Below are 15179 nucleotides of genomic sequence, written 5' to 3'. Positions count from 1 at the left end.
GATGCTCGCGCGCCTCTCACCGGCCGTGCGCCAGTACCTGCTGATCATCGGCAACTACTGGGCGTTCACCCTTACCGACGGTGCGCTGCGGATGCTGGTGGTGCTGCATTTCCACCAGCTGGGCTACAGCCCGCTGCAGATCGCGATGCTGTTCCTGTTCTACGAGATATTCGGCGTCGTCACCAACCTGGTGGGTGGTTGGCTGGGCGCGCGCATCGGGCTCAACCGCACCATGAACATTGGCCTGGCGCTGCAGGTGGTGGCGCTGTCGATGCTGCTGGTCCCGACCGCCTGGCTGGTGGTGCCGTGGGTGATGGCCGCGCAGGCCCTGTCGGGCATTGCCAAGGACCTGAACAAGATGAGCGCCAAGAGCAGCATCAAGCTGCTCGTCCCGGCCGACCGGCAGGGAGCGCTGTACCGCTGGGTGGCGGCGCTGACCGGCTCCAAGAACGCGCTGAAGGGGGTGGGGTTCTTCCTGGGCGGCGCACTGCTCGCGGGGGTCGGCTTCAGGCCGGCGATCGCGATCATGGCCGCCGGCCTGGCGCTGGTGTGGCTGGTGAGCCTGGCCCTGCTCAAGCGTGATCTCGGCAAGGCCACTGCCAAGCCGAAGTTCCGCGACATCTTCTCCAAAAGCCGGGCCATCAACCAGTTGTCGGCGGCGCGCATGTTCCTGTTCGGCGCCCGCGACGTCTGGTTCGTGGTCGCCTTGCCGGTGTTCCTGGCGGCGTCGCTGGGCTGGGACTTCTGGCAGGTTGGCGGGTTCCTCGCTGCTTGGGTGATCGGCTACGGCCTGGTCCAGTCTCTGGCGCCGTGGGTCACGGGTCGCCGCAGCGGCAGGGTGCCGGATGGCCGCTCCGCCCTGGGCTGGGCCAGCGTCCTCGCGCTGGTCCCCGCGATCATGGCGATCCTTCTGGTCCAGGGCGTGTCGCCGCAGTGGGTGCTAATGGTGGGGCTGGCCGTGTTCGGCGTGCTGTTCGCGATCAACTCCTCCCTGCACAGCTACCTGATCATCAGCTATGCGACCGAAGACGGGGTGTCCCTGGACGTCGGCTTCTATTACATGGCCAATGCCATGGGTCGCCTGCTCGGAACCGTGCTTTCGGGCTGGATCTTCCAGCAATTCGGTCTGGCAGCCTGTCTGATGGTTTCGGCGGGCTTGGTAGCGGCGGCAGTCGTGATGTCGATTGGCTTGGAGCGGCCGCGTCACGAGAATCGCTAGTCGTTATCTGGGCCGTCAAAACTGCCCACCGGGCTCAGGTCGGTGCGATGCAGGAGCCTTCGGCCATCCGCAGCTATCTCTCTGAGCTTGGGTGAGGAGGTGGCCGCAAGTGGACCCTTGCTGCAGATTAGGCCAAGTTATCGGGGGTAGGGTCGAGGGAGTCTCCTCAGTTGCTGGCGCTGTCCTGACTGGAGCAGTCGGATAGAAGCGGGTCGGCACGCAAGACGCGTCTGCCGCTGTCCCGTCTGAAGGATCTATCGCCCCGAAGTGGCGCGTGATAGCGCACAGGTCAGACTTGTTCCTCTGCAAACATACTGTGGCCCAAGGTGGCAGCCCGCTCGGAAACTGTTTCCGACGCAACTTGCTTGCCCATGACGCCCTCGATCAAGGAAAGCAGCTTCTGCTGGCGCTGTGAATAGAACAGCTCGAAGTCGTCAGATCGCAGCGCTGCCACTGGAATGTGGTGAGTGACAAGCAGCGCATCCATGCCGGCTTCGTCCACTTGGACCTGCTTGTGGGCTTGCAACTTGGCCAGGTAGGAGGATGGGGCTGTGCCACCAATCATCCTGTTCGCTTTGTACGAGAGAGGCGTCTTGTTGATGATCGAGTCGTAGCGACGACGCGGAATACTTTGCTTCTCGCACCAATCGCGCGGGAAGATGTGGTGGATATCCAGAGCGACTTCGTCGGCCTCAAGATCGCGGATCCGGGATTTCCAGAACAGATCATGTGCCCCTTGGCGCAACACCAGTACGTTGATGCCCTTGTAGGCAGCGCTGTTGCGGGTCGAAAGCGAGGCGAGCCTGTCAATCTGGAAAGCCGCGTCAGCGATAGTGCGGGGAGGCGTGCCATCGGCTTCGATCCAGGCCAGAAGCTCTTCCACATCGTTGGCCATGCGCGTTTCTACGGCGCCGCCGTACAGCTCACCAAGCACGCCGCACCAGTACCACTGCGCCAGCTTCTGATGGATGCGCGGCTCACGCCAGCGTTCCTCGGCGCCAACCAGTGCAAGCACTGCGGCCAGCGGTGCAAGCTGAGTGCGGTAAGGCAGGTCGCGTGTGGTGGTGAAACACTCCTGCCTCAGGAACTTGGCCGTGCGCAGAAAGCCCTGTTCCACCGGATCAGCCCAGCGCTGGTACGCCTCGAGCGGCAGCTCAAGCACCGACGCGCGTTTGGCGCTGACAGGCGTCACCTGCTTCCCGGTCTTCCCGGCCGTCAGGTCGGCGCGTCGCTTTTCAAGCGTGTGCAGCATGGTCACTGCCTGCAGGAAGTCGGTGTTCTCAACGCCTTTGAGGATCGGCTCCTTCGCCAGCCGTTTGCGGCGCGAAGAGACCTGTCGCTGCGCGCTTCCGAACCAGTCGTCCCGCAGGTTATAGCCGTCTGCCGCATAGGTGGCGGTGACCAGCTCGAAGACCGATAGTGGAACACCGCCCGTGTTGACCTTCTCGAACACTAGGCATACCGCCTCCTTGCTGGTTTCCTTCTTCAACACGATCAGCGGGATCTGGTATTCGTTGTAGGCGTCCAGCACCTCCTTCTTGAACTCGAAGAACTGCGGAACGGCATCGGCGTTGTGCTGGTACAGGTCCTGCAACCAGTCCATCGCCTCCAGGATCTCCGAGCAGGGGAAGTAGAGATGCCGGCATTCCAGCTCTCGCGTGCTCAGGTCAAGGTCAACCCTGCGACCGAAATCGCTGCGCTGCTGCCGAGTTCCATCAGTGGCGACGATTGCGTCGTCCAGCCGGTCCGGCCCCGCCAACGCAGTGGGGATATGGATGTAGTAATAGCGCTCGACCGGCTTGCCCTTTTCCGTAGTCGTCTTGACCGGTCCGGACAGTTTGAGCACCTGGGTGAGCGTAGTCAGGCGCTGCTGACCATCGAGGATCAGCTTCTCGGGGGCTACAAGCCCCTCCAGCGGCACGTTTTCGACCGGACGCATCTGAAAGCGCACCGAGCCGCCCGTCTCCAGCAACATCACCGCGCCCACGGGGAATGAGCGCCCCAGACTGACCAGCAGGCTACGCACGTGCTCGTCATCCCAGACCCAACCGCGCTGGAAGTCGGGCAGCTGAATCTTGCCGTTGACGATGTCCTTGAGCAGGTCTTTCAGTGGCAGCTTCGTGCTGTCGAATGTGGTCATTTTGGTGCGCCCCCTAATGGATTTGCAGTTTGCTCAGTTGAGAGTGGTCTTGCGGCCGCGTTTGGGCTTGGGTGCCGCGGCGCGCTGGGCGCGGATACGCTCCAGCAGCACGCTGGCGGGCTCGTCGTTCGGGTCCTGTGGCACCAGTTCGCCATGGAAGGCCTTGGCGAGGAGGCTTTGGGTCAGGGCATCGATGCGCTGCTTGGCGATGGCGACCTTGGTTTCCAGTTGGTCGGCGAAAGCGAAGAGAAGCTCGATGCGGCGGACAATTTCCGTCTGTTCCTTAGCGGGAGGTACAGGAACGGGGCACTTGGCGAAGTCGATAATCGACAGATGCTGTATCGCCATTCCTTGGGCCTTGTCTTTGACGAATCGCTGTGTGTGCTCACTATTCGCGAGGAACTCAAGAAAGCGTCTGTCCATCGTCGTAGACCGCAGCCAGCAAACAGCTACGCTCTGGTTGATACAAAATCTCTCGTCAGTTGTGACGAGTGCGGATCGGCCGATGCTGCCATCCTTGGTGATAAGCAAGTCCCCTATGATCGGCTTGTCCTTCTCCGATAGGGCTTCGAAAGCATCTTGAGTCGTCAAGCCACAGTGCTTCAAGTCGAGATCAAAGCGCTGTACGTTCTTGGCTGTCAGCAGCTTTTCGCCTGACGCGGATTTGGGCATCGGCCGAGTGAATCCGTAGGTAATCCACTCGGAAAGTTTTCCCCAGGTGGTGAAGGACCAGCTTCCGGGTATGTCGAAGATGTAGCTTTCTTCGATTTCGGATTGCAAGGAGGACTTCTTGTTTTTGAGTCCTGGATTTTCTCGTAGAAGTTTTCGCTTCGCCCTCGCGTCGTTATCTATTACGTCTTGCCCGGTCTCCAACTGGACTTCCTGCTCTCGCCAGTCTTCTGTCAATTTCCCAGATACTGCTGCGGAGAGGGCTGACTGACGGAAGCGCTTGAGCACGGCGGGAATGGCGTCGATACGGGCCTTGAGGGTGTCGACCTGCGCCAGCAGCAAATCCAGCTTCTGGGCGATGCGCTTTTGCTCGGCGAGCGGGGCAATGCGCAGCGTGTAGCCTTCCACCTTCTTCGGTTGAGCGCGTGTCAACGAACCGCCGACCCCTGAGACCTCCGCGCAGAGACGCTCTCGGAAGTCGGATTCTCTCAACTGATACCGGATGAAACTGGTATCTAGATGCGGCTGGCGCAGGACGATCCACTCTGAAGACGCTATTTGTTCGTGCTCCCTCTTTTCACCAACAGCCCAAACGCGATTGATGCGCGGATTGATCTTGCAGAGGAGCACATCATCAGGTCTCACCTTTAGCTTGTTTGATCCGATTTCTTCGCCTTGGAGGATTTCCGGTTGGCGGGTCGGAAAGGTGGGCACGCTGTAGAGCTCGAACGTTTCCTGGGGGTACTTGGATGGGTCGATCGTCTCGGACCTGTATGTGTTGATTTGGCCAATTTCGATGACGGCCCACCCCGCCGGCAACTCACTCACCGTCCACCTCACCATCCACAACTTCCAGCCCCATCACCTCCGCCAGCAAACGCTTCTGCTCCAGCGCCTCATCCCCGGCGCCCAGCGCCTGCATCAGCGCATCGAGCTCGCGCAGCGCTTCTGACAGTTCCGCCATCGCCTCGGCTGCCAGCACTTCCGGTGCCGGCAGGCTGCTGGCATCGATGCTGTCGGCATCCTTCAGCCAGCTGATATCCAGCGAGTCGCCGCGCTCGGCGATCTGCGCCCGGGTGAAGCAGCGGAAGCGACCTTCTTCACCTTCATCGGTACGCGGGCTGCCGCCGTTGGGATCGCTGCCGTACACATCCTCGAACGGCTTGAGATGCGTCTCGCCAAACGGCGTGCGCTTGCCGAAGCTCGGCATGTTGCTGCGCAGGTCATAGACCCAGGTCGCCTGCGTGCAGCTGGTCTCCTGGCGTGGGTTGTCGGCGGTGCCTTTCTGGAAAAACAGCACGTTGGTCTTCACACCCTGCGCATAGAAGATGCCGGTGGGCAGGCGCAGCAGGGTGTGCAGGTTGCACTTGTCCATCAGGTCGCGGCGGATCTCGGTGCCGATGCCGGCCTCGAACAGCACATTGTCGGGCAGCACCACGGCGGCACGGCCACCGGGCTTCAGGCCGCGATAGATGTGCTGCAGGAAGGCCAGCTGCTTGTTGCTGGTGCGGTAGGTGAGGTCGTCGCGGGTCGGGCCGCCACCGCCCCTGGCGGTGCCGAAGGGCGGGTTGGACAGGATGATGTCGACCTTGGGCAGATCGGCGCCGGGTTGGCCCAGGCTGTTGCCCAGCTGCACCACGCCTTCGCCTTCGCCGTCCATGCCGTGCAGCAGGCAGTTCATCAGCGCCAGCCGGCGGGTGCCGGGCACCAGCTCCATGCCGGTGTAGGCCTTGCGGCGCTGGAAGCGGCGGGCCTTGTCGTCCAGCGCGTACAGGTCGTCGGTATTGCCCTTGATGTACGTGTCCGCGGCGATCAGGAAGCCGGCCGTGCCCGCGGCGGGATCCTGGATGGTCTCGCCGGGCTGCGGCTTCAGACAGCGGATGATGGAATCGATCAACGGGCGCGGGGTGAAGTACTGGCCGGCGCCGGACTTGGTCTCACTGGCGTTCTTCTGCAACAGGCCTTCGTACAGGTCGCCCAGGCCGTCCTCGCGGGCGCTGAACCAGTCCAGCCCGTCCAGCGCCTTGACCAGGGTTTCAAGGTGGCGAGGCTCCTTGAGGCGGGTCTGCGCGTCGGCGTAGATGGCGGCGATCATCGGGTCGCTGCTCTTGCCCAGGTCCAGCAGCATCTGCCGGTAATGATCGAGCAGGTTGAGGCCGGAGCGGCTTTCCAGATCCGGCCAGCGGCAGCCCTTGGGCAGCTTGTGCTCGAAGGCGGCGTTGTTCTGCACCTGCTCGTACTCCATCTTCACGAACAGCAGCAGCACCAGCTCGGTGACGTAGTCGCTGTAGTTGATGCCGTCGTCGCGCAGGACGTCGCAGAGGTTCCAGAGCTTCTGGACGATGTCGTTGTGAGTCATGCCTTGGGTTCTTCAGTGGAAGTGGGGCAGGGCGGCAGCGGGATGCCCGGTGCCGGGGCGTTGATCTCGTAGCGGGTGCTGCGGCCGCCACCGGGCAGGCGACGGATGCAGCCCTTCTCCAGCAGGTCGGCCAAGTGGCGGGTGGCGGTCGCCTTGGAGACCTTCGCGACCGCCTGGTAATGGCGTGCGGTCAGGCCCTGTTCGAAGCCGCGTTCGCCACCGTCCAGCATGCGGTTGAGCACCTTGGCCTGCTCGGCGGACAGCGCCTGTTCGCGGTGGGCCTGCCAGAAACGCGCTTTGGCCAGCACGCGGTCGATGCGGTGCAGGGCGCGGGTCAGGCTGTCGTGCAGGGTACGCAGGAACCACTTCAGCCAAGCGGTGATGTCGAGGCCGTCCTTCTGGCTGGCTTCAAGCACGCGGTAATAGCCGGCGCGGTCCTCGAGGATGCTGGCCGACATGGCGTGGAAGCGGATGGCCTGCGGCTGGGCCTGGGCGAGGGCAAGGTCGGTCAGGGCCCGGGTCAGGCGGCCGTTGCCGTCGTCGAACGGGTGCAGGGTGACGAACCAGAAGTGCGCCACACCGGCCCGGAGCAGGGGATCCAGCGCGCTGTCCTGACGCGAGGCGTTGAACCAGCCGATGAAGTCGTCCACCTGCGCTTCGAGTCCGTCGCGGGGCGGGGCTTCGAAATGCACCGTCGGGCGGTCGATGCGTCCCGACACCACCTGCATCGGCTCGCTGCCGCGCAACGCACCGACGCGGATGCCCGTGGGCAGCAGGTCGTCGTTGGCAGCGAACAGCCAGCGATGCCACTGCAGCAGCCGCGCCAGGTCGAGCGGGGCATCGGCATTGCGGGTGGCGTCGAGCATCAGCTCGGCCAAGCCTTCCGCGTGGGCGGCGGTGGGGCGCGCCGGTTCGTCGGCCAGGCCCAGGCGGCGGGCCAGCGACGAGCGCACCGAGCCCACGTCTAGCTGCTCGCCCTCGATCGCCGAGGAGTCGACGATGTTGGAGAGCAGGGTGTCCAGCGCGTCCTCGGCCTGCAGGTCGCCGGCGGCGGCTCCGGCCATGCCGAGCAGCTGGCCTTGGACCTGCTGGCAGTCGCGCAGCAGGCAGGCCAGCGCCGTAGCGTCCCATGTGAAACGGGGCCAGGCGGGCTGCTGCCAGATCCAAGGGGGCAGGGTCATGGGGTAGCTTGCATGAGCTGAATATGTGGTGTATTTGGCTCGATTGGTGAGCCGAATATACCCGCTATTCGGCTCATCTGCACCTCATCCGGCCTGGTGCCAGAGCTGCTCGCCGATGTCATTCAGAATCTGGTCGAGTTGGCCATCGAGCAACTTGTCGAGCCTGGGTGCGCCCCCATCGGCCTCGAAGTTGCGCTGCACCACCTCGCGATCCAGCACCACCTCGTGCACGAGCTGCTGGGCGAGACGCTCCAGCCAGCGCCGCTGCAGTGGCGTCCAGGCACGGCTGGCGTAGATGGTCTGCATGGCGCGGCCCACGCGATGTTCGAACGGGACCAGCGCTTCGCCCAGGGCAGCACGGCGGATATGGCCGATGATGCTGGCCGCGATTTCCTGCTGCGTGCTCTCACGCAAGGCGCCGCGCAGGTTGGCTTCGCTGAAGCCGTGCTCGTCCAGCAGCAGGCGGATTTCGCGCAGCTGGGCGCGGGTGAGGTCGCGGGGGCGGGTGACGACCACGCTCAGGGCGACCGACTGGTTGAGGTTCTCGCGGACGAAGCGGTTGAAGCTCTCCAGGTAATCGGCGGGCTGCTCGTGCACGCCGTAGTTCTGCTGGCGGTCGATCAGTTCGTCCTGGTGCGTGGAAATGATCGGGTAGTGGTCAGAGCCGAGCAGGGCGCCGACCTCGGCCAGCTGTTGGAGCAATAGCGGCTGCGCGTGCAGGAACTTCGCGGCGGCCTGCGGTCCCAGTGCGTGCAGGTGGGTGTGCAGCCGCTCCGGTGCCACGCCCCACGCGGCCTCGAGCTGGTCCAGCTTGTCGCGCAGCGTCGGTTTGGCGGCGGCGCGATGCGCGGCCTTGCGCAGCACGCGCATCAGCTTCTGGCCGAGCTGGTCGAGGACGTCCTGTGCATGGCTGTCGCCGTTGCCGCCGGGCGCGGCCAAGCTGCGCGGATCCTTCAGCTCGTGCAGCAGCTGTTCGATACTGACGTTGGGATCCTTCACCAGCGGCTTCATGGTGTCGACCTCTTCCAGCGCGGCGTACAGGTCCACCGGGTCGTAGATACGGAAGACGGTCTTGCCGATGTCGTCGCAGCGGCGGGTAGCCCGGCCCTTCATCTGTTCGTAGAGGATGCGCGAGCGGACCCGGCGCATGAACACCAGATTGCAGATGGCGGGCACATCGATGCCGGTGGTGAGCAGGTCGACGGTGATGGCGATGTTCGGGTGGCGCTCGTTCTTGTAGCGCCGGATCAGCGCGTCCACCTTGTCGCTGCGTCCGGTGATGATGGCCACGCTGGCCTGGTTGTACTGATCGCCGTGGACGGCCTTGAAGGCTTCGTCCAGAAGGTGCTTCACGCGTTCGGCGTGGGCTTGGCTGATGCAGAAGATGAGCGTCTTCTCGTCGCCGTCTGGATCGAGTTCGCGCGCCAGCTGTTCGCAGATGACCTGGTCGAAGGCCGGGGTGATGACGCGGCGATTGAAGGATTCGACGTTGAAGTCGAGATCGTCCTCCAGCTCCGTGGTGTCGACCTCGCCGGTCTGGACGTTGACCACGTTGACCTGTTCGCCGCGCTCGAAGTGGATGCCCTTGGTGTTGAGCAGGGTTTCGTAGCGGATCGGTGGCTCGTGGTCGATCAGCCAGTCGTCTGCGACCGCCTCGCGGTAGCTGTAGGTGTAGACCGGCTTTCCGAATATGTCGGTGGTGTGCTTGGCGGGCGTCGCGGTCAGGCCAACGCGATGGGCATCGAAATAATCCAGCACGCGCCGGTACTGCGACATGTACTGCGCGTGGTTGCGGACGGCCAGCTCGCCCTCGGTCATCTCCTGGTCGAGGGTGTAGCCGCGGTGGGCTTCGTCCACGACGATGCAGTCGAAGGTGTCGATCGGGGGAGGGGAGTCGGACTGGAAGATGCGGCGGACCATGGCCTGCACGGTGGCCACCTGCACGCGCGCTTCGTCCGCGGTGGAGGTGTCCTGCAGGCCGTCCAGGTTGTAGATCTGGGAGAGCGTCTGGTTCTGCTCCAGTCGCATCTCGCCCATGGCGTCCTGGGCCTGTTCGCCCAGCGCGGAGCGGTCGACGAGGAACAGGATGCGGCGGAAGCGCTCGGTCTTCAGCAGGCGGTAGATCAGCCCGATGATGGTACGGGTCTTGCCGGTGCCGGTGGCCATGGCCAGCAGGCTGGTGCGCTGGCCGGCGGCCATGGCGTCCTCGACCGCCTGGATCGCGTGCTGCTGGTAGTCGCGCAGGCGCAGGTAGGCCATGCCTTCCTCGGCCAGCCGTGACTGCGCGCCGTCGACGTCGCGCCTGAGCAGGTCGGCGATGCCGTCGGGCGTATGAAATCCCTGCAGGGCACGCCTGAGGTTGGAGGGGCGGCGCAGGTCGCGGAACCAGATGCCGGACTGCTCGGCCAGCTGCCGGATGTAAGGGCGTCCGTTGCAGGAAAACGCCAGCGGAACGTGGAAGGTGCCGTCCTGGCCATCAGGCCAGGGAGCGGTGAGTCCGGCCTCGCGCCATGCCGGCTGCAGATCGCCGGACGGGACGAGATCGCGTGCATAGCGTTCGGCTTGTAGGATCCGGTCGGCGACGTTGATCCGCTTGCGTTTGGCTTCGACGATGGCGACCGGCACCAGGCCGCAGAACAGGACGTAGTCGGCGTTCGCTCCGGCAACGCGCGTGGGCCACTCCGCTATCGCGCGGTTCACGCCTTTCTCGGGGCGAGTGCCGTTGGCGTACGTCAGTTCAAGCGAGTCGGCTTCCCAGTCCGCGTCCTGCAGCTGCTGGTCGATCAGGATGCGGGTGAGGTCCTCGCTCAGGTCGAAACCCTGGCTGGCGCGGTGCGTGGCGGCCTGGACCTTTTCGGTGTCCACAACCTGTGGGTCGGGCGCTTGCGACATCCCCGCGATGCGCTGGTCGAATTCCTCCCGCAGCTGTGCAAGCTCGCGTTCGCGCTCCGCGACCAACGCGGCCTGCTCCCTTGCCTCAACGTCCATGGCCTCGGCGAGGGCGGCATGGAGTTCGGACTGCTCCTGCTGCAGATTCGCCAGTTGCAGGCTTTCGTCATGTGCCTTGCGCGCCGCGTCCAGCTGCGCCTGGAGCTGCTTCACCTCGGCCTGGACCTCGCGCAAGGGAGCTGCCGGGTCGCTGGGAGGCGAGAACGGGCCGGGCTTGAAGTCCGCCGAGTCCCGACCGAACGCGCGGTGGTACCAGACAGCCAGCTCGCGGGCGATCTTCAGGCCGTCCATCGCCTCGCGATGCCGAGTAGCGAAACCGTGGGTGGCCTTGTTGCCTTCGACGCGCAGGACATGGAACAGCTCCCGGATCCGCGGATCGAGCCGCAGTTCCCGGGAGAGCTGGAAGATGAGATCGGCCTGCGACGAGCGCTCATCCACCTGGAGGCCAGCTCGGCCTGCCAGATCCTTCGCAAACGCTTCGCCCAGCTGGCGTAGCTTGATGAGTGTCGTGTTCGGGTCGGCAGCGAAGACCTGCTCGGCCATGGAGGCGAGTATCAGGAACACGGGATCATGCCCGCGGAGGAACCAGAAATTACTTTCGACCGGCGTACTGCCCAAGGCGATCCCCCTGCACCTCATTCCGAACCAATGATAGGGCAATGGGCCGTAGTGGGCATTGAGAAACGGTCGCCGGGGCAGAGCGGCGTGCTGACTGGGCCTGGACCGTGGCCGCGACAAGTTTCCAGGGACGTATCACAGAGCCGGATTAGGGATGTCTGTCGGGGGAAGGTCGACTCCTCACGCCAAGCGGATAGGGCCAAAGGCCTTGGCGTCAGGGTGGTCGGGGAAGGGGATGGTGATGCAACTGCACCCGCGCTATTGTCTCGGTTTGGGCTAGGGCGCTTGGTGCTGTCGTGGGAAAGCAGTCGGATGCAAAACGAAAGGCAAAGCTGAAAGATCGCCGTAAGAAGCAAGAAGCGGCCCTATCCCGCGTAGTCGCTAGCCAAACCAAGGTTGCGAAGTGGGTAGCCGCCCTCGATGCGGAGCCAAACATCGTCGCGGAGCTTGTGGACGTCCATGGCGCTCTTCTCGCCTACGTCGAAGGCGACGCTGAAGAAAACTGGACTGTGGTGGTCGACAGCGTACCCGTCGCCGGCACGAGTGACGAGTTTGCAGCGCTGAGCTGGTTCCTCAGTGCCGCAGTCGACGATCAGGCCGCTGGGAACACATCCTTCATCCAGTTCTCGCCTTGGTTGCTTGAAGAAGTCGAGAAGCTCTGCGAAGCAAAGAACATGGAGTGGAACGACTTCTTACGATCGCTTCTGCCGCCCGAGAAGCAGCATCTGAAGTTACCTGGGCAGCGAGTTGTATAGCTCCAAATTTCTGCCTTGGCGGAGGGTCAACATCGTCGATTGGGTAAACCGGCTCCCGGCGATGAACATTGGACGACGCATGCGTCGGCAGCTTTGGTCAGCAACCGACCGTGGGGCCGGGCGGGTTGGTTAGGGATGTTTATCGGGGGTAGGGAAGTGCGGCTTCCGACCCAAAGCGGACGTCTCGTTGGAACATCGCGCACCACTTCGTCCCACGGATCACTCAGGCAGCCAAGCCCGACCGCATGACCTCGTAGAGCGCAGTCCGGGTATTGTTGTCTGCCATCGAAGGGCTAGCAGCCCATGCAACGGCAAGAGCCCCCAGGAAGAGACTGAGCCGGGGCATCCCGGCGGCTCCCGGCGAGGTCAGTGTCCCCGCGCATGAAATCGAACCGCTGCAGCAGGCGCACCAGTTCCTGGACACGCACTGTCGTCGGGGCTGCGCGATCACCAGCCGTGCCAGTGCGGCAGCGGAAACAAGTACAAGCGGTGCCATGGCCGACAACTGGAACGCGCCTTTTCCCTGTAGCCCTCTCGACGCATTCAGCGGAATTGTATAACCCCATCATCCGCAGGTACCCTGTGCGGCCATGATCCGACTGCATCCCCGCTTCCTGTTGCCGCTCCTGCGCGTCGTCGTGCTGGGTATGCTTGCGCTGGGGTTGGCGTTCCAACCGGTGATGACGGCCGTCGGCGAAATGCATGAGTTCGCGCACGATCCATCGGGCGCGCACAGCCACGGGCCGCATGCCAACGATCTGGGCGCGGAGTTCGCCGCGGCGGACGCGCACGATCAAGACGGATCGGAGACGTTGCACCTGTTGCTGGATTTCGCGCATTGCTGTGGTTCAGCCGCAGCCGTATTGCCGGTGCTGGAGCCCCTGTCCACTCTCCCGGTAGCCGACCGGCTGGTGGTTGAGAAGGCGTCGCCCCCGTCGGCCGTGCCTCTACCGAGCCCGTTCAAGCCTCCGATCTTCGGATGACCGCGTCGTCGGCTTGACGCCGGCACCCGTCAATTCGATTCATCGGAGCAACCCTCATGCTTTTGCGATCAGCGGCCCTGGCCGTGTTCGTCGCCGTGTGTGCCGTGGCATTCCCCACGCACGCCGCCGACCCCCTCACCCTGGACGACGCTTTCCTCCGCGTTGCCGATACACACCCCGATCTGCGCCTGTTTGGTGCCCGCCATGAGGCGCTGGAAGCCGAGCTGGATCGTGCCTCCCTGCGCCCGGCCCTGGTCGCTGGAGCCGAGCTCGAGAACGTGCTCGGTACCGGCCCGGCCAGCGGCCTGGATGGCGCCGAGATCACGCTGAGCCTCGCCTCCGTGCTGGAGCGCGGCGGCAAGCTCGATGCCCGCCGCACACTCGCGCAAAGCCGGATCGATGCGCTGGCCATCGGGCGCGAGGCGCGGCGGCTGGATCTCCTGGCCGAAGTGGCCCGCCGCTACCTGGCGGTCGTCGGTGCACAACGCCAAGGCGAGCTCGCGCAGCTGGATATCGACCAGCGCGAGCGCACCGTCGCTGCGGCACGCCGGCGTCACGACGCCGGCGCTTCGCCCGAGTCGGTCGTGCTCACCGCGCAGGCCGCCCTGGCGCGGGCGGAACTGGATCGCGCGCGAGCCGGGCAACGCGGGGAGGCTGCCCGCCAGCACCTTGCGGCCCTGTGGGGCGAGCGCGATCCTGCATTCGAGATCGTCGGCGGCGATCCGCTGGCCGTGCCCCAGGTCGCGGACTTCGCGGTGCTCGCCGACTGGCTGCAACGCACCCCCGAGCTGGCGCAGTTCGTCGACCAGCGGCGCATTGGCGAGGCGCGCCTGCAGCTGGCGCGCAGCGAGGCGACCCGCGACCTCGACTGGCAGGTTGGCGTCCGGCGGATGACCGATGGCGATGACTTCGGCCTGGTCGGCAGTGTCTCTATCCCGCTGGGCACCACTCGCCGGGCACAGCCGGGCATCCGTGCCGCACGCGCCGAGTTGACAGCGCTGGAAATCGAACGGGAGGCCATGGGGCTGTCGCTCTACTCCACCCTCGCTGAGGCGCATGGCCGCTTCGGAGTGGCCCGCCTGGAAGCACAGCGGCTAGGTGAGGACGTGCTTCCACGTCTGGCCAAGGCCGAAGCCGCGGCCGCCACCGCGTACCGCGCAGGCGCCGCCAGTTATCTGGAGTGGTCGAGCCTGCAGGCGGAGCACGCCGCCGCACGGCAGCAACAGCTGGCGGCGGCGCTGGAAGCCCAGCGCGCCCTGATCGAGATCCAGCGGCTGACCGGCCAGGCATTCGTCGCCGGCCCGGGCCTGCAACACAACCAAGGAGCAACCCCATGAAGCCTGTCCACCTGATTCCGGCACTGGCGCTGGCCTTGGTCCTCGCAGCCTGCGGTGGCGAGCCGGACCAGCCGGCCAAGGACGCACATGCGAACGACGCCGCCGACCACGGAACGGAGGCCGACGAACACGGCCATGAGGCGGATGAAGTCGCCAGCACGGTCATCCCTGCGGAAATCGCTGAAAAGTCCGGTATCAAGACCCAGCCGGCCGGCCCCGGCGTGATCGCCGACGAGCATGAGGTGCAAGGCCTGCTGACCCCGGTTGAGGGTCGTGTTGCGCAGGTCACCGCCCGTTTCCCTGGCCCGATCCGTTCGTTGCGCGCCAACGTCGGCGACCCGGTCCGCGCCGGGCAGACGCTGGCGACGATCGAGAGCAACCTGAGCCTGAGCACCTACAGCGTTGCCGCGCCGATCTCCGGCGTGGTCGTCGAGCGCAGTGCCTCGGTCGGCGGCCTGGCCAGCGAGGGTGCGCCCCTGTTCCAGATCGCCGATCTCTCGCAGCTCTGGGTCGACCTCCACATTTTTGGCGCCGACGCCCAGCACATCCAGCCTGGCGTGCCGGTCGCGGTCACCCGCATGAGCGATGGCGAGACGGTCCACACCACGCTCGAACGTGTGCTCCCGGGCATGGCCACGGCCAGCCAGAGCACAGTCGCCCGCGCAACGATCGACAACGCCGACAACCAGTGGCGGCCGGGAACGGCAGTCAAGGCGCGGATCACCGTCGCGCAGCAGCCGGTTGACCTGATGGTGCCGTTGACCGCGCTGCAGTCGATGGATGGCCAGGACGCCGTGTTCGTACGTGAAGGCGAGACGTACCTGGCCCGACACGTGGAACTCGGCGCCCGCGATGCCACGCGGGCGCAGGTCCTCTCGGGCCTGAGCGGCGGCGAGGAGGTCGTCGTCGCGGAGAGCTACCTGATCAAGGCGGACATCGGCAAGGAGGGCGCGTCGCATGACCACTGAC

At 64.9% G+C, this 15179-nt stretch carries 11 protein-coding genes; 6 read left to right on the top strand and 5 right to left on the bottom strand.

The window, feature by feature from the left end; all coding sequences use genetic code 11:
- The first annotated feature begins 1 nt into the window (after position 1).
- A complete protein-coding gene (gene arsJ / locus WCE59_RS01700) occupies positions 2–1219 on the top strand; it encodes an organoarsenical effux MFS transporter ArsJ (protein ID WP_343256962.1) in 1218 nt (405 codons plus the stop codon).
- Between the two features lie 289 nt (positions 1220–1508).
- Here the strand turns inward: arsJ and WCE59_RS01695 are convergent, their stop codons facing one another.
- From WCE59_RS01695 to hsdR, 5 genes are all read right to left on the bottom strand, one after another.
- Positions 1509–3359, bottom strand: coding sequence for a GmrSD restriction endonuclease domain-containing protein (locus WCE59_RS01695; protein WP_343256961.1), 1851 nt, complete (start codon positions 3357–3359; stop codon positions 1509–1511).
- 33 nt (positions 3360–3392) lie between these two features.
- Entirely contained in the window at positions 3393–4856 is a 1464-nt protein-coding gene (locus WCE59_RS01690; RefSeq protein WP_343256960.1) for a restriction endonuclease subunit S, read from the bottom strand.
- Positions 4849–6387, bottom strand: coding sequence for a class I SAM-dependent DNA methyltransferase (locus WCE59_RS01685; protein ID WP_343256959.1), 1539 nt, complete (start codon positions 6385–6387; stop codon positions 4849–4851). Before WCE59_RS01685 ends, WCE59_RS01690 begins: the two co-directional genes overlap by 8 nt.
- Entirely contained in the window at positions 6384–7568 is a 1185-nt protein-coding gene (locus WCE59_RS01680; RefSeq protein WP_343256958.1) for a Fic family protein, read from the bottom strand. Before WCE59_RS01680 ends, WCE59_RS01685 begins: the two co-directional genes overlap by 4 nt.
- Before the next feature lie 84 nt (positions 7569–7652).
- Positions 7653–11156: a type I restriction-modification system endonuclease gene (gene hsdR, locus WCE59_RS01675; protein WP_343256957.1), complete on the bottom strand. Its 3504-nt coding sequence runs from the start codon at positions 11154–11156 to the stop codon at positions 7653–7655.
- Between the two features lie 275 nt (positions 11157–11431).
- Between hsdR and WCE59_RS01670 the strand changes: the two genes are divergently transcribed.
- The 5 genes from WCE59_RS01670 (at position 11432) to WCE59_RS01655 (ending at position 15178) form a co-directional block, all read left to right on the top strand.
- Positions 11432–11890, top strand: coding sequence for a hypothetical protein (locus WCE59_RS01670; protein WP_343256956.1), 459 nt, complete (start codon positions 11432–11434; stop codon positions 11888–11890).
- 427 nt (positions 11891–12317) lie between these two features.
- Entirely contained in the window at positions 12318–12419 is a 102-nt protein-coding gene (locus tag WCE59_RS13730) for an SEC-C metal-binding domain-containing protein (RefSeq protein WP_095209460.1), read from the top strand.
- A gap of 61 nt (positions 12420–12480) precedes the next feature.
- Positions 12481–12873 carry a hypothetical protein gene (locus tag WCE59_RS01665; RefSeq protein WP_343256955.1) on the top strand — a complete coding sequence of 131 codons (393 nt, stop codon included), beginning with the start codon at positions 12481–12483 and terminating at the stop codon, positions 12871–12873.
- A gap of 56 nt (positions 12874–12929) precedes the next feature.
- A complete protein-coding gene (locus WCE59_RS01660) occupies positions 12930–14210 on the top strand; it encodes a TolC family protein (protein WP_343256954.1) in 1281 nt (426 codons plus the stop codon).
- Positions 14207–15178, top strand: a complete 972-nt coding sequence (locus WCE59_RS01655) for an efflux RND transporter periplasmic adaptor subunit (protein ID WP_125111693.1) — start codon at positions 14207–14209, stop codon at positions 15176–15178. The genes WCE59_RS01660 and WCE59_RS01655 overlap by 4 nt, the downstream gene beginning before the upstream one ends.
- Position 15179: the final 1 nt, after the last annotated feature.

This window comes from Luteimonas qiangzhengi (assembly GCF_039548515.1).
Taxonomy (GTDB): domain Bacteria; phylum Pseudomonadota; class Gammaproteobacteria; order Xanthomonadales; family Xanthomonadaceae; genus Luteimonas.
Note: the sequence above shows the minus strand (reverse complement) of the source record. Positions and strands in the feature narration are given on the sequence as shown.

Coding starts and splice junctions, on each gene's coding strand:
- arsJ (WP_343256962.1), top strand. CDS start 2: ATGCTCGCGCGCCTCTCACCGGCCGTGCGCCAGTACCTGCTGATCATC.
- WCE59_RS01695 (WP_343256961.1), bottom strand. CDS start 3,359: ATGACCACATTCGACAGCACGAAGCTGCCACTGAAAGACCTGCTCAAG.
- WCE59_RS01685 (WP_343256959.1), bottom strand. CDS start 6,387: ATGACTCACAACGACATCGTCCAGAAGCTCTGGAACCTCTGCGACGTC.
- WCE59_RS01680 (WP_343256958.1), bottom strand. CDS start 7,568: ATGACCCTGCCCCCTTGGATCTGGCAGCAGCCCGCCTGGCCCCGTTTC.
- hsdR (WP_343256957.1), bottom strand. CDS start 11,156: ATGAGGTGCAGGGGGATCGCCTTGGGCAGTACGCCGGTCGAAAGTAAT.
- WCE59_RS01665 (WP_343256955.1), top strand. CDS start 12,481: ATGATCCGACTGCATCCCCGCTTCCTGTTGCCGCTCCTGCGCGTCGTC.
- WCE59_RS01660 (WP_343256954.1), top strand. CDS start 12,930: ATGCTTTTGCGATCAGCGGCCCTGGCCGTGTTCGTCGCCGTGTGTGCC.
- WCE59_RS01655 (WP_125111693.1), top strand. CDS start 14,207: ATGAAGCCTGTCCACCTGATTCCGGCACTGGCGCTGGCCTTGGTCCTC.